A 15589-nucleotide genomic window follows, 5' to 3' on the forward strand; every position below is an offset into this window, starting at 1 on the left:
GGCGGACGCGGCCGAGGCCGACCTGCTGCGCCGGGCCGGGCTGACCGCGGAGGCCGCGTCGGCCTACCGGCGCGCCGCCGACGGCGCGCCCACCGAGGCCGAGCGTCGCCACCTCACCCGCCTCGCCGCCGAGACGGCCGCGCCGGCGTGACCCTCCTCCGGCCGAGATCGGTCGATCTGTCGCTACGGACCGTCAGAGCGCGACGGGACGCCCGGGCTCGGCGATGGGCCTGCCGGTGGGGGCCGATGACTTCCGGGGACGGGCACGGTCAGATGGAGGAGCAGGCCCGCGGACGCGGGCTCCCGACCCACCGAGGAGCAGCATGGCCACGATCGTCTCGACCCTGTTCATCTCGCTCGACGGCGTCGCGGAGGTCGACCCCGCCTGGCACTTCCCCTACTTCGACGAGCGCATGGGTGCGGCCGTGGGGGAGGACTACGAGGACGTCGACGTGCTGCTGCTGGGCCGCGTGACCTACGACAGCTTCGCGGGTGCCTGGCCCGAGCGGGAGGCCGCGGGCGGCGAGGACGCCGGGTTCGCGGCGCAGCTGGGTGACGTGCGCAAGCTCGTCGCGACGCGCGGTGACCAGGACCTGGGCTGGCGCAACGTCGAGCGCACGGAGGGTGACCTGGTCGAGGCCGTGCGGGCCGTGGCGGCCGAGCCGGGCGTGGAGAAGATCCTGGTCCCGGGCTCGATCTCCGTGGTGCGCCAGCTCATGGCCGCCGGGCTGCTCGACGAGCTGCGCCTGCTCGTGCACCCGATCGCCGCGCGCCACGGCGAGCGTCTCTTCGACGAGGGCGAGCCGTACCCGCTGCGCCTGGTCTCGTCCGAGGTGCTCCCCACCGGCGTGCTCCGCCTGATCTACGCCCCCGGCGAGCTCCCGGGCGAGAAGACCTACGACGACATCGTCTCGGACGTCCCCCACCCCGACGCCTGACCACTCGCTGCCCGCCCCGGCCCGCGAGTTCGCACTGCCGCATCGAGTTCGCACGCGCGACGGTGCGAACTCGACGCGGGAGGACGAACTCGCCGGGTGGGTGGGACTGGCGGGTGGGGGTGGGGGCGGCGGGTGGGTCAGCGGCCCAGGGGGGCGGGGTCCTCGTCCTCGTCGTCCACGTGCGAGGTGTGCTCGACACCGACCTCCGGAGCGGCACCTGCGGTCGCCCGGCGCCGGCGCTTGACCCGGTACATCGCGACGTCCGAGGCGCGCAGCAGCTCGGACGCGCCGCTCACGCCGTCGTCCGCGACGGCCACGCCCGCACTCGCGCCCACCTGCACGGTGCGGTCGCCCAGACGCATCGGTGCGCCGATCGCCTCGACGGCCCGCGCGGCGACCTTCTCGGCCCGAGCCGCGACCGGGCCCACGAGGAGCGCCGCGAACTCGTCCCCGCTCATGCGCACCGCGAGGGCGTCGCGCCCGAACGGTGCGAGCACCTCGCGCAGCCGGGCGGCCGTCTGCACCAGCACGTCGTCGCCGGCCGCGTGGCCGTAGGTGTCGTTGACCCGCTTGAAGTCGTCGAGGTCGAGGAAGACCACGGCGACCGGACGCCCCTCGAGACGCCGCCGGTCGACCGCGGCGTCGAGCCGTTCGTAGAGCAGCACTCGTCCTGCGAGCCCCGTGAGCGCGTCGTGCGTCGCCTTGTGCCGCAGGGCCCGCTCGCTCTCCGCGAGCCGCGCGACCAGGCCGCGGTTCTCGGTCAGCACCACGTGCTGGCGCGCGAGGACCATCCCGACCATGACGAGTGCGGTGACCGCCACCGCCGCGGGCACCCCGTCCGTCATGTGCAGCAGGACGAGGGCGACGACGGCCGGGGCCAGGAGTGCGTACGGCACGAGCGCGAGCCACGGCCGCGTGCTCGGCACCTCGCGGCGCACGGAGGTGCCGCGGTACACGCGGGTCGCCAGCACGAGCAGAGCGAACCCCACCGCCCAGAACGGTGTGCCGCCGCGGGCCCCGACCACGTCGGAGGCCGCGAGTGCGACGAGCGCGGCCACCACGAGGGCCGGCATGCCGGCGCGGGCACGGGTCACCTCCGTGGCCGCGACCCCCGTGGCGAGTGCGGCCACGCCGAACGTCGCCATCGGCACGGCCACCGCGACGACGGCGTCACCGTCTGCGCCCTGCGTCACGAACGCGTCGCGGAACAGCCAGGGCCACGCGACCACGACGAGCGACCCGGCCGCGAGCCCGCTGTCGATGACCAGCCGCACGCGGGCCCACGGGTCGCGGCCCAGCGACGTGAGCCACCACGCCGCCCCGACGCACACGACGAGGCCGAGCCGTCCCGTCCACGCCACCGGGTCGGCCAGGCCGAACGTCCATGCGAGCGGTGCGAGCAGCCAGAGCGCGACCCCTGCGGTCTCGATGCGCCATGCGACGCGGCTGCGGCCGGGCCGCGCGCGGGTGCCGGCCTCCCAGGTCGCGGCGACGGCGGCGAGCGCGGCGGCCGCGTCCACCGCGAGGCCCGCGGCGCTCGTGCCGAGCGTCGTGCGCAGCGCGAGCAGACCACCCACCAGCAGGCATGCGAGAGCCACGCGGCGCGCCGTCCGTGGGACGGGCGTCGTCGTCGAGCGCCTCGGCATGGTCGCCTCCTGACCCTCCCATCGGCCGGAGCCGCTGAGTGATGAGGAGGCGGGACGGATCAGCTCTCGCGGTCGGAGCCGCCAGAGGCCCACGACGGCGGTGGCGGAGGCGGCGTGGGCGGCGTGGCGGTCGGCGGGGTTGCCGCCCCCGGCGCCGGGGGCGCGCCCGGGGGAGGCGGGGGCGTGGCCGAACCGGGCGGCGGTGGCGGGGGCGTGGCGCCGGGCGGCGGTGGGACCGCGCCCGCGGCTCCCGGCGGCGGGGGAGGGGCGGTGTGCAGGGCGGTGGACCCGAGGCCGCCCGCGGCGTCGAGCTCGCGCAGGGCGTGCATCACACGCTCGCGCTCCGCCGGGTCCGCTGGACGTCCCGCGGACTCGAGGTAGGTGAGCAGGCCGAGGTCGCGCAGCAGGCGGTCGGCGTCGGCGGGCCGGGGACCTGCCGAGCCCATCGAGGTCAGGGCGGTGTCCGCCTTCGCGGCGAGGTCGGTCGCCGCAGCCTTGGCCTTGTCGAGGAATCCCACGTCACGCTCCTTCGCGTCGTGCGACGGCGGCACCACGCGCGCCGAGGAGGAACCAGGAGATTCCACCCGCCGACGACCCTACGCACCCGGTGCGCGGATCGTTAGTGTGCCGGGCAGGTCGCCCGCCCGGGCGGCCAGCCCCTCACAAGGAGACACACGCCATGATCCACGGCTCGCTGTTCAGCGACTTCAAGGAGACCGCTGCGACCGACCCGTTCGCCCTGCAGAGCTCGAAGATGCTCAAGGTGAACATGGCGTACGGCCCGGTGTGGGCGCTGACGGGCTCGATGGTCGCCTACCAGGGCGACGTGCGCTTCGAGAACAAGGGCTCGGGCGGTCTGGACAAGTTCCTCAAGTCCAAGCTCACCGGCGAGGGCGTCGACATGATGCAGTGCACCGGCTCGGGTGAGCTGTTCCTCGCGAACGACGCGGCCGACGTGCAGGTCATCTACCTCGAGAACGACATGGTCTCGGTCAACGGGGCGAGCGTGCTCGCGTTCTCGTCGTCGATCGAGTGGGACATCCACCGGGTCCAGGCGCGCGGCGGCATGATGGCGGGCGGTCTGTTCAACGTGTCCCTGCGCGGGACCGGCTACGTCGCGGTGACCACGCAGGGCCCGCCCGTCGCGCTCGACGTCGCCTCGTCCCCCACGTTCGCGGACGCGCAGGCCGTCGTCCTGTGGACCGCCGGCGTCTCGATGGACCTGCGGGTCGACACGGGTGGCCTCAAGTCGATGCTGCGCGGTGGCACCGGCGAGCTGGTCCAGATGGCGTTCGGCGGGCAGGGCTACGTGCTGGTCCAGCCGAGCGAGTCCGTCGTCACGGGCGGTCACCAGGAGACCCAGCAGCGCTCGAGCGGCGGCCTCGGCGGGCTGCTGGGCGGGTGAGGTCCACGCTGCGCGGTCACCGGGTCGAGGTGGCCGCGCAGCTGCTCAGTCGGCGACCTCCGCGACCCAGCTGCTCCAGGCGTCGTCGGAGACCGGGGTGCCGAGCCGCTGCATCCCGCCGAACACCGTGACGCCGTCGCGGGCCGCGCGGTCGGCGACGGCGAGCGGGTCCGCGCCCTCCTCCTCGACGAACCCGAAGAGGGTCGAGCTCACCAGGTAGGCGCAGTCCGCGCCGTCGCCCTCGAAGTCGCGGTCCGTGGGCAACGTCGGCTCGCCCTCGACGCACTCGCCGAGGTAGTCGCCGAACCACGGCTCGTCGTCGGGGTACTCGCCACCCATCACGTAGCGGAGCTCCTGGTACGAGGCCCAGCCCTCGCTGGTCGACAGCGGTACGGAGCGCGCCGCCGACGGCGTCTCCACGTACTGCAGCACGTGGGCGAACTCGTGCACGAGGATCACCTCGAGGTCCTCGGGCACCACGCCGGCCTCCGGGCCGACGAAGGTGACCCCGCCGCCCTCCGTGCTGCCCGTGGCGAGCTGCGGGTCCATGCCCGGCGTACCGGCCGTGGGCAGGATCCCGCTGCGGGCGAACCCGGCCGGCTCCCACGTCCACTCGTCCGAGCCCTCGCCCCACCACCCCGCGAACCGGTCCGCGTCCTGCGTCGCGAAGACGACGAAGCCACCCAGCTCCTCGCCCCCGCGGCGCGCAGCCTGGTCGGCGCGCAGCCAGCGGGAGGGCTCGACGGCGGCGTCCGCGACCACCTCGAGGTGCGCGAGCTCGTCGGCGCCCCCGGCCACCACCACGCCGTCGCGCTCGACGACGACGAGCGGCTCGGTGTCCCACGGCACCGTCTCGCCGGACGCCCAGTCCGACACCACGGGTCGCGGGCCGGTCGTGTCGACCACCATCACGTAGTCGCCGCTGAAGGTGACCAGGCCGGCGACGGCCCCGTTGCTCAGCGCGGGCCGGTGCTGCGGGAACGTGAGGTCGGTCCCGAGGGTCACGTACACCTCGGTCTGCGGTCCGGACGCGGTGAGGTTCGTCGTCGTGTACGGGGCGAGAACCCCCGTGCTCCAGCCGAGAGCGTCCATGTTGTCCCACCAGAGCGTGAGCGGCTCGACGGCGTCGCCCTCGACGTGGGCGAAGAACGCCTCGCGGTCCCTCGTCGCCAGGGCGGTGTTCAGCTCGGTGTAGAGCCCCTCGAGAGACGTGGGCTCGTTCTGCGGTGCGAGCTCGACCGCCTCGCCCGCGTACGCGCCGTCGTCGAGCGCGTCCGCCCGCACGACGGCGTCCCAGACCCCGACGCCCAGGGCAGCGGCTCCCGCGAGGGCAAGGGTGGTGCCGCCCACCATCAGCGTCACGAACCGACCCCGCGGCACCTTCCGCCCGGACGGAGCCGACGCGACCGCAGGCTGCGGGTACGGGCCGGCGGCGACCGGGTAGGCGCCCGTGGGATACGCCGGATAGCCCTGTGGCTGGGCGTAGGGCTGTGCCTGTGGGTAGGGCCGTGCCTGCGGGTAGGCCGACGCCGGTGCGTAGGGCTGTTCCGGTGCGTAGGGCATTGTCGGGTAGGCCTGTGCGGGCGGCTGCGCCTGTGCCGGGTGTGCCGGCGCCGCGGGGTACGGCGGCACCGGGGGCTGCGGCGGTACCGCGGGCGACACCACCGCGGGTGGCATCCGTCCCGGCGGCACGAACGGCCTCGTCGGCTCGTCGGGCCGCTGCCCGCCGCCGGGCGGCAGCACCTCGCTCATGGTCCCCCTGCTCACGTGGTTCGCCCTGCTGTCGGGCGGGGCGTGCCACTCGTCGGCGACCGCCGGTGCGGCGAGCGTAGCGACGGCCGCGGACGTTCACGGGTCCCTCGGCGTGCGTTCACCCGGATGCCGCCGACCGGTCGGCGGCGGCGACTACTCCTGGACCTGCCGGGCACGCGCCCGGTCCCCCTCCCGGACGAAGGACACCAGATGCGTACGCGCCTGCTCGCCCCCGTCGCCCTCGCGGCGGTCGCCACGCTCGCCGCCTGCAGCCCCGCCGCGACCGAGACCGCGGCCAGCCCGGCCACCGCCGACGGCCCCGTCGACTGCGGCACGACCGTCGACGAGATCGCCGCGGCCGCGGCGGACGAGGGGCGCGTCAACCTGATCGCGCTGCCGGACACCTGGGCCAACTACCAGGGCATCCTCGCCTCCTTCCGCGACACCTACGGGATCGAGGCGCCCGTCGCCAACCCCGACGCGTCGTCGGCCGACGAGCTGACCGCGATCGAGACGCTGCGCGGTCAGCCGGACATGCCCGAGGTGGTCGACGTCGGTGCCTCGTTCACCCAGCAGATGATCGACGAGGGCTACGCCGAGCAGTACCGCCCGGTGGTCTGGGACGAGATCCCGGAGGCGCTCAAGGACCCGGAGGGCCACTGGGTGGGCGCCTACTACGGCGTCATGGCGATCGCGAGCAACACGACGCTCGTCGCCGACCCGCCCGAGACCTTCGCGGACCTCGAGGACCCGGCCTACAAGGGGCAGGTCACGCTCAACGGCGACCCGCGTGAGGCCGGCGCGGCGTTCGCGGCCGTCATGGCGGCCTCGCTCGCCAACGGGGGCAGCTTCGACGACATCATGCCCGGCATCGAGTACTTCGCCGGGCTCAAGGAGTCGGGCAACCTCCAGTCGATCGACGTGACCGAGGCCGCACTGGTCGCGGGCGAGGTGCCGATCGCGCTCGACTGGACGTACAACTTCCCCGCGATCGAGCCGGTGATGGCCGAGGCCGGCTTCGACCTGCAGGTGACCGTCCCGTCCGACGGCGTGTACGGCGGGTACTACGCCCAGTCGGTCGTGACCGAGGCGCCGCACCCGTGCGCCGCGCGGCTGTGGCTCGAGCACCTCGTGGGCGACGACGGCGCCCTCGGCTACCTCGAGGGGGGTGCGATCCCGGCGCGCTACGCCGCCCTGGTCGAGAAGGGCCTCGTCGACGACGAGCTCGCGGCCAACCTGCCCGAGCCCGAGGTGATCGAGCAGATCGAGTTCCCGACCCAGGAGCAGATCGACGCTGCGAAGGCCACGCTGGCCGAGCAGTGGGGCCCGATGGTCGCCGACAGGTGACCACGCTCGTCCCGCCGTCGACCGGTCCGGCCACCGCCGGGCCGGTCGAGGGCCTGCCCTCCTCCGCCGGATCCGGGCGCGCGGCTGCCGCCGGACGTTCGGGCCGTGCGCGGACCCGCCGTCGGCCCGACCCCGTCGCGCTCGCGACCGTCCCGTTCCTCGCGTTCGTCGCCGTCTTCCTGCTCTGGCCCACCGTCGCCGTGGTGGCGGGCGCCGTGACCGACGAGGCGGGGGTGCTGGACGCCACGACCCTCGTGCGCGCGGTCTCGGGCCCCTACCGCAGCGTGTTCACGAACTCGCTCGTGCTCGCGGGATCGACCGCCGTGGTGGGCGGGGTGCTCGGCCTCGCGCTCGCGCTCGCGGTGCGCGGCCTGCGCCGCCCCGCCTGGCTGCGGCCCGCAGTCGACGCCTGGTGCTCGGTCGCGTCCCAGCTGGGCGGTGTGCCGCTCGCGTTCGCGTTCGTCGCGCTGCTCGGCACGCAGGGTGTGCTGACGAAGGCGCTCGCGGCGCTCGGTCTCGACCTGATGGGCAGCGGCTTCTCGCTGTCGAGCCTCACGGGCCTCGCGGTCGTCTACCTGTACTTCCAGGTGCCGCTCATGTTCCTGGTCGCGGCCCCGGCGGTCGCGGGGCTGCGCGAGTCGTGGAGCGAGGCGGCGACCCTCATGGGTGCCGGCCGGCTGCGCTACTGGTGGTCGGTCGCGGCCCCGGTGCTCGCACCCTCGACCCTCGGCGGGATGCTGCTGCTGTTCGTCAACGCCTTCAGCGCCTACGCGACCGCCTACGTGCTCGACTCGAGCGGCCAGCTCGTGCCCCTCCAGATCCGCTTCGTGCTGCAGGGCAACGTGATCACCGGCGAGCAGGATCTCGGGTACGCCCTCGTCACGTGGACCCTCGTGGTGCTGCTCGCGGGTCTCGCGCTCATGGCGGCGCTGCAGCGCCGTGCCGCACGGTGGGCGCGCGCATGAGCGCCGCACCCGCCGCGGCCACGCCGTCGGGCGCCCGACGGCGACGCGCTCCCCGCCCTGGCGAGGTGGTGCGCTGGGTGTTCCTGGCCGCCGTCGGCCTCTTCTTCGCGCTGCCCCAGCTCGCGATGGCCCGCTTCGCCTTCCAGAACGTGCCCGTGGTGCACCTCGACCTGTCGACGCTCGGCACCGGCTGGTCCGTCGCGCGCCTCGGTGAGGCGCTCGCCGAGCCGGGGCTGTGGGAGGCCGCCCGCACCAGCGCCGTGCTCGCCACGCTCGCCGTCCTGCTGAACCTGGTGCTCCTGCTCCCGCTCGCGGTGCTCGCCGAGGTGCGTGCGCCGTGGCTCCGCCCCGTGCTCACGGGCGTGACCCTGCTGCCCTGGGTGGTGCCGCCGATCGCGCTCGTCGTGGGGGTCGCGGCGACGTTCCGGCCGCTCGCGCCGTGGTTCCTGTCGAGCCCGCTGAGCCTCGTGCCCTTCTACGCGCTCTGGGCGATGCCGTTCACCTACCGCGCCCTCGACGCGGGCCTGCGCGCCGTGGGGGCCCGCACCCTCGTCGAGGCCGCCCGCAGCCTCGGCGCGTCGTGGCCGACGACGTTCCGGCGCGTGGTCGCGCCCGCGACGAGCGCCTCCGTGGTCGCCGCGTGCGGGCTGACCGCCGCGCTGGTGCTCGGCGAGTTCGCGTTCGCGTCGCTGCTGCTCAAGGACACGCTGCCCACCTACCTCGTCGTCTACCAGCGCTCCGCCCCGCAGGCGGGCATGGCGCTGGCGCTCGCGGTGATGGTCCTCACGGCCCTCGCCCTGGGCGGCGTGGTCCACCTGCTCAGGCGCCGCGGGCTCGGCGTCACCACCAGCGGCATCTGACCCAGGAGGATCTGTGGCGAGCATCGAGATGAGCGGCGTCCGCAAGGAGTTCGGCGCGACCGTCGCGCTGGCGGACCTGCACCTGACCGTGCGGGCGGGTGAGCTCGTGTGCCTGCTGGGGCCCTCGGGCTGCGGCAAGACGACGGCGCTGCGGCTGCTCGCGGGCTTCGAGCGGCCCGACGCGGGCCGCATCCTGGTGGACGGCGGTGACGTCACCGCGGTGCCGCCCCGGCGGCGCGGGTTCGGCATGGTGTTCCAGGAGTACAGCCTGTTCCCCACGATGACGGCGCGCGCCAACATCGAGTTCGGCCTGCGGGTGCGCCGGGCGGGCGCGCGCGAACGCGCCGCGACCGTGGACCGGCTGCTCGAGGTGACGCGGCTCGAGCCGCACGCCGACAAGTACCCGCACCAGATGTCGGGCGGGCAGAAGCAACGCGTCGCGCTGGCGCGTGCGATCGCGACCCAACCGCGCCTGCTGCTGCTCGACGAGCCGCTCTCGGCCCTCGACGCCCAGGTGCGCGAGCACCTGCGCGACGAGATCCGCCGCCTCCAGCAGGAGGTCGGCGTCACGACGGTGCTCGTGACCCACGACCAGCACGAGGCCATGGCGATCGCCGACAGGGTCGCGGTGCTGCGCGACGGCGTCGTCGAGCAGGTCGACGCACCGCGCACCCTCTACGCGCGGCCGGCGACGCCCTTCGTCGCGGAGTTCGTGGGCACCACGAACCGGCTGCCGGCCCGGGTGGACGGCGGCCGCTGGCACGTGCTGGGCACACCGGTCGAGGTCGTCGGGCCGGACCCCACGGGCACGGACGCGCCGCGCACCGCCGTCGCCGTGGTGCGGCCCGAGCAGGTGGGGGTCAGTCGCGCGGTCGTCGCGGGCGCGGTGGGCGGCACCGTCGTGGGCATGTCGTTCCTCGGCGCGCTCACGCGCGTGACGCTCGAGCTGCCGGTCGAGGGCCGGGTGGTCGCGGACCTGCTGGGCGAGGCCGCCGACGCCCTCGCGGTGGGGGCGGCGGTGAGCGTCTCGGTGCGGCCCGGTGCCGGCGCCGTCGTGCTGCGGTGAGCCCTACCGGCAGCGTGGGCGCGACGGCGCCCGCGCACGTGGCGGGCCGGACGGCGCCCGTCACCACGGAGGCGACCCTGCGGGTCGGTGAGGCGGGCAGTCTCGGCTGGAGCGAGGTCGTCGTCGGGCCGGGGGAGCCGCACGTCGGCGAGGCGCCGCGACGCGGGGCGCACGTGCTCGGCGCGCTCGTGCACCTGACGGACCTGCACCTGTGCGACGCCGAGTCGCCCGCCCGCCTCGAGCACCTCGACCACCACGGCGACCCGGGTGAGCCGTACGCGCCCGCGCTGGGCCTCGTGGGCACCTACCGTCCGCAGGAGATCCTGACGGTCCAGGTGGCCGCCGCCGCGCTCGACGCGACCCACCGGCTGGCGCGCGCCCCGGTGAGCGGCGGCGACCTCGACGCCGTGCTCGTGACGGGCGACGTGCTCGACAACGCCCAGCGCAACGAGCTGCGGTGGTACGTCGAGCTGATGCAGGGCCGTGCCGTGGTGCCCGCGAGCGGCGACCCTCGCGTGAGCAGCTGGGTGGGCGCCCGCGGGGCCGGCAGGCGTCTGCCCTGGTTCTGGCACCCGGACGGGCCCGCGGACGGTGACGACGCCGACCTGCTCACGGCGCGGCACGGGTTCCCGCAGGTGCCGGGCCTGGTGCCGGCCGCCCGGCGGCCGGTCGACTCCCCGGGGGCCGGGCTGCCGTGGCTCACGGTGCACGGCAACCACGACGCGCTGCTCCAGGGCACGGTGCCGGCAGGTCCCGAGCTCGTCGAGCTCGCCGTCGGGTCGCGGCGCGTGGTCGACCTCGGTGCCCGGCGCACGCCGCTCGCGGTCCTCGAGTCGATCGCGGGCGTGGGCCCCGCGCGCTACCCGCTCGACCCGGACGCCCCCGGCGTGCGCGTGCGGGCCGACGCGGAGCGCCAGGTGGTGGGCCCGCGCGAGGTCGCGGCCGCCGTCGCCGCGGCGGGTGGGGCCCCGTTCGACCGCGACCGCAACCACTGGGCCGCCGACGTCGGCGAGCTGCGCGTGGTCGCGCTCGACACCGTCAACCCGCACGGTGGCTGGCAGGGCTCGGTCGACCCCGAGCAGCTCGCCTGGCTCGAGCGTGAGCTGCAGCGCTCGCACGACAGGTACGTCGTGCTGACCTCGCACCATCCCTCGTGGACCCTCGTCAACGGTTGGGCCCCGCCCGGCCACCCGCCCCGCCACCTCGCCGACGCCGTCCTGGCCCTCGCGCTCGCCCACCCCTGCGTGGTCGCCTGGGTCGCGGGCCACGTCCACGCGCACGCGCACATGTGGCACCAGGCGCCCGACCGCGCGGGCGGACTGTGGGAGATCACGACGTCGTCGCTCGTGGACTGGCCGCAGCAGCTGCGCGTGCTCGAGGTGCTGCGCGAGCCCGGCGGCACGCTCGCCCTCGCGAGCACCGTCGTCGACCACGCGGGCGCCGTGGGCGCGCTGGGTCCCTGGCTCGACCTCGCGGACCCGCGCGCGCTCGCGGGTGCCTCACGCACGCTCGCGCTCAACGACGCGAGGCGCCGCGGCCCGGCCGTGCCGCGCCGTGAGGGACGCTGGGAGGACCGGAACGCGATCCGCCGGCTGCCCGACCCCTTCGCCTGAGGCGCCGTCGCCGGTGCTGCTGGCTGGATGCTCCTACCGCTCAGTGCTTCTACCGCTCAGTGCTCTCCTGCTCAGTGCTGCCCGCGCATCTTCATCCGCGTGGGTCGTCCGTCCGGGTCGACGACGGCGCGGTAGGCGGGGGCCGCGAGCACGCGCTGCCACCGCTCGGGCATCCCCGTGCGGTGCGGCCTCAGCCGTCCGGGCGGGCGCGGCCCCTCACGCCCGCCCGCGTACCAGGCCTCGAGGTCGTCGGCGCGGGCCCGCAGCGTCGCGACCGCCTGCGCCGGGTCGAGCAGCAGCGCGTCGTCGTCGAGGTCGAGGTGCTCGCGCCACAGCTCGAGGCGCAGGTCGCGCGCGAACGTGCGCGCGCCGTCGCCCAGCCCGGCCGGGTCGAGCGGCGGCCGCGGGTCGCGACGGTCGTCCACCACGGCGGCCGTGAGCTCGGAGTCGTGCGTCCACGAGCGCCGGTTGAAGTTGTCGCTGCCCACGGTCGCCCACACGTCGTCGACCACGCACACCTTGGAGTGCACGTAGACCGGTCGCCCGGCGTGGTTCTCGACGTCCAGCACCAGCACGCGGTCCCCACCGGCCTCGTGGACCAGGTCGAGCGCCTGGGTGTGACCGTGCAGCGCGACGGGCACCGAGACCTCGTCGTCGGCGTCCGGGTACCGCGGCACGACGGCGACCAGGTGCAGGTCAGGGATACGACGCAGCGCGTCGGCGAGCACCTTCGCGATGCTCGTCGACCACAGGTACTGGTCCTCGAGGTAGACGAGCCTGCGCGCGCGACGCAGCGCCTTGGCGTACCCGCGCGCGACGCTGCGCTCGCCGTGCGGGGCGAACGGGTACCCGGGCCAGCGGTTCGGGTAGGTGCGCAGCAGCTGGACCTGGCACGTGCCCGCCGCGGTCGGCTCCGGCAGGGGCTCGGGGAGCGGCGTGGGGCGGTGCTCGCGCAGGTCGAGCACGTGCGGGAGCAGGTGCCACGGGCGGCGCGTGAGGGCCGCAGGGTCGTCCCAGCGCTCGCGGAACGTCGCCTCGACCTCGCGCACGGCCGGGCCGCGCACCTCGATCTGCACGTCGTGCCAGGCGGGCTTGCCGCCGTACCAGCGCGCGAAGGGCATGCGCTGCTGGTCCCCGCGGTGCCGCGCGTCGTCCCCGCGCGCGTGCGCGACGTCGATCCCGCCGAGGTACGCGACGTCGAGCTCGGGCCGGTCCGGGTGCCGCAGCACGACGAACTTCTGGTGGTGGCTGCCGAACGGGCGCACGCGCTGGTCGAGCAGCACCTCACCGCCCGCGGCGTTGACCACCTGCGCGAACCGGCGGTTCTGGCGTCGGGAGAACCGCATCCTGTCGTGCTGCGACCGCCAGACCATGCCGCGCACGACGACGCCGCGGCGCGCGGCGGCCGCGAGCACCTGGGCGATCGTCGCGCCCTCGGGGCTCACCACCTCGTCGGGGTCGGTGCGCCAGCCGACCATGAGCACCAGGTCGCCCGCCCGCGTGCGCTCGATCGCCGCACCGAGCGCGAAGAAGTAGGGCCGGCCGTGCACGAGCGGCCGCACCGCGTTGCCGTCGGTCCAGGGACGGAGGCGGGTGTGCCGGTTGCCGCGCTGCGAGCCCGTGAGGAGCCAGTCGTGGGGTTCCTCGAGCGGCACGGGTGAGGGCACGGCGAACTCGTCGGGAGCGGTCAGCCGCACTCCCTCACGACGGACCTCGAGCCGATAGGCGGGCACCCCTCCACGTTCGCACGCGTGCGCCGATCCCGCGCGGGACCGGACGCGAGCCGCAGCATCCCCCGTCCCGCCCGCAGGAGCTCTGCGGAGGCGGGCCGGACGCCGCGGTGCCAGGGTGTGCGCATGTCCCCCTCCGCAGGCAGCAGCGCCCGTTCCACCGCCCGCCGTGCCGGTGACCACCCCGTCGTCGAGAAGGGCGCGCGGCTCGGCTACGCGGCCAACGGCGTCCTCCACCTGCTGATCGGCTGGCTCGCGCTCCAGCTCGCCTGGGGCGGTGGCGGCGGTGCCGAGGCCGACCAGACGGGTGCGCTGCGCGTGCTCGGCGAGAGCCCGCTCGGTGTCGCGCTGCTGTGGGCGGTCGCGGTCGGGTTCGCCCTGCTCGGGCTGTGGCAGCTCGCCGAGGCCGCCACCGTGACCGAGGCCAAGGACAGGCTCAAGCACGTGGGTAAGGCCGTGCTCTACGGGGTCCTCGCCGCGACCGCGGTCACGGTCGCGCAGGGTGGCTCGGGCGGCGGCAGCGGCTCGGGGGCGACGGCCTGGGTGATGGAGCAGCCCTGGGGCCCGGCGGCCCTGGTCGTCGCGGGCCTGGGCGTGTTGGTGGTCGCGGGCTACCACGTGGTCAAGGGCTGGACGTCGGGCTTCCTCGCCGACCTCCAGGGGCACCCGGGTCGCTGGGCCGAACGGCTCGGCAGGGTCGGCTACGTCGCGAAGGGAATCGCGCTCGCCGTCGTCGGCGTGCTCCTCGGGACCGTCCCGTGGACGGGTGACGAGGATGCGCCGGGGCTCGACGGCGCGCTCCGCACCGTGCTCGAGGCTCCCTTCGGGCCGTACCTGCTCACCGTCGTCGCGCTGGGCCTCGCCGCCTACGGGCTGTACTCGTTCGCACGGGCGCGGCACGCGAAGGTCTGACCGTGCAGTGGTGGCCCGTGGTCCCGGGCGTCGTGCTCGTGCTCCTGGCGCTGCGCGACGTCTTCCAGACGCTGTGGCACCCGAGCGGCGAGGGGCGGCTGAGCGGTCGCCTCACGCGTGCCCTCTGGGCGCTCGCGCGTCGTCGCGGTCCCCGCGCCGGGGCCCTCGTGGGCCCGGTGACGGTCGTCGCGACGATCGTCATGTGGGTCACGCTGCTGCTCGTGGGCTTCGCGCTCGTGCACTGGCCGTTCCTCGGTGACGGCTTCGCCTACTCGGACACGGTGCTGGGCCCGGACCGGCGCGGCTTCCTGGACGCCCTGTACGTCTCAGGGGTGCTGCTGGCCACGCTGGGCCTCGGTGACGTGCTGCCGCTCAGCTGGCCGCTGCGGCTCCTCGTCCCCGCGCAGGCTCTCGTGGGCTTCGCCCTTCTCACCGCCGCGGTGTCGTGGCTGATCCAGCTCGAGGCCGCCCTCGCGCGCCGCCGCTCGCTCGCGCACCGTGCCGACCTCCTGCGTCGCGCCGGTCGCACGGGTGGGACCGAGGGCGGACACGACGCGCCGCCGGCCGCGGTGCTGGACGAGCTGGCCGGCGGCCTCGCGCGGGCCCGGGTCGACCTCCAGCACTCGACGGTCACGTACGTGTTCACCGACCCCGAGGAGGGCGAGTCGATCGCGGCCGTGCTGCCGTGGGTCGCGCGGGTCGCCGTCGAGGTGGCCGACGGCGGGGAGCCGGGACGGGCTGCGGCCGCACGGGGCGTCGTCCTCGCGGTCGACGACCTCCTCGAGCTGGTCGACTCCCAGTTCCTCCACCTGGACGGTGCCGATCGACAGGCACGCCTGCGGGCCCTCGCCGAGCAGCACGGCTACCCGGAGGCCCTGAGCGCGGCGTGACCTCACGCTGCGGGCCACGGACGGCGACGCCGCCGCGGGAACGTGCGCCGGCGGGGGAGGTGCTCAGGCGGAGACCGCGAGCTCCTCGTGCCGCCGCGGGGCGCGCAGGACGGCGGTGACGGTGAGCTCCTCCTCCAGGGCCACGAGGATGCCGTCGACCTCGACCGCCCGGCTCCCGCAGACGCACAGGAGCTCGAGGTCGCCCTCGTCGAAGTAGACGCAGACGTGCGTGCGGTGCGTGCTCATGACTCGACGGTAACCACGGCCTCCGACACGGCCGTGGAGCGACACCCCGAAGGTCGCACGCGCACGCCGCAGGAGGCTCGATCGGGTCACGGACCGCGCCACGATCCGCGTCGGCCCCGCGCGCGCTCAGGTGCGGGCGCGCCGCGCCGATGTGCTGAGGGTGGACAACCGCACGACGCGCGCCGCGGTGGTGTCTTTTATACTCATCTGATGCTGGCG

At 75.3% G+C, this 15589-nt stretch carries 14 protein-coding genes; 9 read left to right on the forward strand and 5 right to left on the reverse strand.

Features of this window, described 5'->3' with window-relative positions:
- The first annotated feature begins 323 nt into the window (after positions 1–323).
- On the forward strand, positions 324–938 hold the full coding sequence (locus tag GXB85_RS17330; RefSeq protein WP_161918920.1) for a dihydrofolate reductase family protein: 615 nt from the start codon (positions 324–326) through the stop codon (positions 936–938).
- A 137-nt stretch (positions 939–1075) separates the two neighbouring features.
- On the opposite strand, the gene GXB85_RS17335 is transcribed toward GXB85_RS17330, so the two are convergent.
- Both GXB85_RS17335 and GXB85_RS17975 read right to left on the reverse strand, forming a co-directional pair.
- Complete coding sequence (locus GXB85_RS17335) at positions 1076–2584, reverse strand: GGDEF domain-containing protein (RefSeq protein ID WP_161918921.1); 1509 nt, start codon at positions 2582–2584, stop codon at positions 1076–1078.
- A gap of 59 nt (positions 2585–2643) precedes the next feature.
- On the reverse strand, positions 2644–3102 hold the full coding sequence (locus tag GXB85_RS17975) for a hypothetical protein (RefSeq protein WP_202628130.1): 459 nt from the start codon (positions 3100–3102) through the stop codon (positions 2644–2646).
- A 161-nt stretch (positions 3103–3263) separates the two neighbouring features.
- Between GXB85_RS17975 and GXB85_RS17345 the strand changes: the two genes are divergently transcribed.
- Positions 3264–3989 (forward strand): AIM24 family protein, encoded by a 726-nt coding sequence (locus tag GXB85_RS17345; protein WP_161918922.1) that lies wholly within the window; start codon positions 3264–3266, stop codon positions 3987–3989.
- A 45-nt stretch (positions 3990–4034) separates the two neighbouring features.
- Here the strand turns inward: GXB85_RS17345 and GXB85_RS17350 are convergent, their stop codons facing one another.
- A complete protein-coding gene (locus GXB85_RS17350) occupies positions 4035–5351 on the reverse strand; it encodes a hypothetical protein (RefSeq protein ID WP_161918923.1) in 1317 nt (438 codons plus the stop codon).
- Positions 5352–5951: 600 nt separating this feature from the next.
- Between GXB85_RS17350 and GXB85_RS17355 the strand changes: the two genes are divergently transcribed.
- From GXB85_RS17355 to GXB85_RS17375, 5 genes are read left to right on the forward strand one after another with little or no spacing between them, the layout of a single operon-like run.
- Positions 5952–7088: an ABC transporter substrate-binding protein gene (locus GXB85_RS17355; RefSeq protein WP_161918924.1), complete on the forward strand. Its 1137-nt coding sequence runs from the start codon at positions 5952–5954 to the stop codon at positions 7086–7088.
- A complete protein-coding gene (locus GXB85_RS18450) occupies positions 7085–8053 on the forward strand; it encodes an ABC transporter permease subunit (protein WP_202628131.1) in 969 nt (322 codons plus the stop codon). Before GXB85_RS17355 ends, GXB85_RS18450 begins: the two co-directional genes overlap by 4 nt.
- A complete protein-coding gene (locus GXB85_RS17365) occupies positions 8050–8913 on the forward strand; it encodes an ABC transporter permease (RefSeq protein ID WP_161918925.1) in 864 nt (287 codons plus the stop codon). Before GXB85_RS18450 ends, GXB85_RS17365 begins: the two co-directional genes overlap by 4 nt.
- A 13-nt stretch (positions 8914–8926) precedes the next feature.
- Positions 8927–9979 carry an ABC transporter ATP-binding protein gene (locus GXB85_RS17370; protein ID WP_370524316.1) on the forward strand — a complete coding sequence of 351 codons (1053 nt, stop codon included), beginning with the start codon at positions 8927–8929 and terminating at the stop codon, positions 9977–9979.
- Positions 9976–11592 (forward strand): metallophosphoesterase, encoded by a 1617-nt coding sequence (locus tag GXB85_RS17375; RefSeq protein WP_161918926.1) that lies wholly within the window; start codon positions 9976–9978, stop codon positions 11590–11592. Before GXB85_RS17370 ends, GXB85_RS17375 begins: the two co-directional genes overlap by 4 nt.
- Before the next feature lie 71 nt (positions 11593–11663).
- On the opposite strand, the gene GXB85_RS17380 is transcribed toward GXB85_RS17375, so the two are convergent.
- A complete protein-coding gene (locus tag GXB85_RS17380) occupies positions 11664–13325 on the reverse strand; it encodes a phospholipase D family protein (protein ID WP_370524317.1) in 1662 nt (553 codons plus the stop codon).
- Positions 13326–13448: 123 nt separating this feature from the next.
- Between GXB85_RS17380 and GXB85_RS17385 the strand changes: the two genes are divergently transcribed.
- On the forward strand, positions 13449–14234 hold the full coding sequence (locus GXB85_RS17385) for a DUF1206 domain-containing protein (protein WP_161918927.1): 786 nt from the start codon (positions 13449–13451) through the stop codon (positions 14232–14234).
- A gap of 2 nt (positions 14235–14236) precedes the next feature.
- Positions 14237–15124, forward strand: coding sequence for a potassium channel family protein (locus tag GXB85_RS17390; protein ID WP_161918928.1), 888 nt, complete (start codon positions 14237–14239; stop codon positions 15122–15124).
- Positions 15125–15187: 63 nt separating this feature from the next.
- Here the strand turns inward: GXB85_RS17390 and GXB85_RS17395 are convergent, their stop codons facing one another.
- Positions 15188–15370, reverse strand: coding sequence for a hypothetical protein (locus GXB85_RS17395; protein ID WP_161918929.1), 183 nt, complete (start codon positions 15368–15370; stop codon positions 15188–15190).
- Positions 15371–15589: the final 219 nt, after the last annotated feature.

The organism is Cellulomonas sp. APG4 (assembly GCF_009996735.1).
Classification (GTDB): domain Bacteria; phylum Actinomycetota; class Actinomycetes; order Actinomycetales; family Cellulomonadaceae; genus Actinotalea.

Coding starts and splice junctions, on each gene's coding strand:
- GXB85_RS17330 (WP_161918920.1), top strand. CDS start 324: ATGGCCACGATCGTCTCGACCCTGTTCATCTCGCTCGACGGCGTCGCG.
- GXB85_RS17335 (WP_161918921.1), bottom strand. CDS start 2,584: ATGCCGAGGCGCTCGACGACGACGCCCGTCCCACGGACGGCGCGCCGC.
- GXB85_RS17385 (WP_161918927.1), top strand. CDS start 13,449: ATGTCCCCCTCCGCAGGCAGCAGCGCCCGTTCCACCGCCCGCCGTGCC.
- GXB85_RS17395 (WP_161918929.1), bottom strand. CDS start 15,370: ATGAGCACGCACCGCACGCACGTCTGCGTCTACTTCGACGAGGGCGAC.
- GXB85_RS17355 (WP_161918924.1), top strand. CDS start 5,952: ATGCGTACGCGCCTGCTCGCCCCCGTCGCCCTCGCGGCGGTCGCCACG.
- GXB85_RS17365 (WP_161918925.1), top strand. CDS start 8,050: ATGAGCGCCGCACCCGCCGCGGCCACGCCGTCGGGCGCCCGACGGCGA.
- GXB85_RS17345 (WP_161918922.1), top strand. CDS start 3,264: ATGATCCACGGCTCGCTGTTCAGCGACTTCAAGGAGACCGCTGCGACC.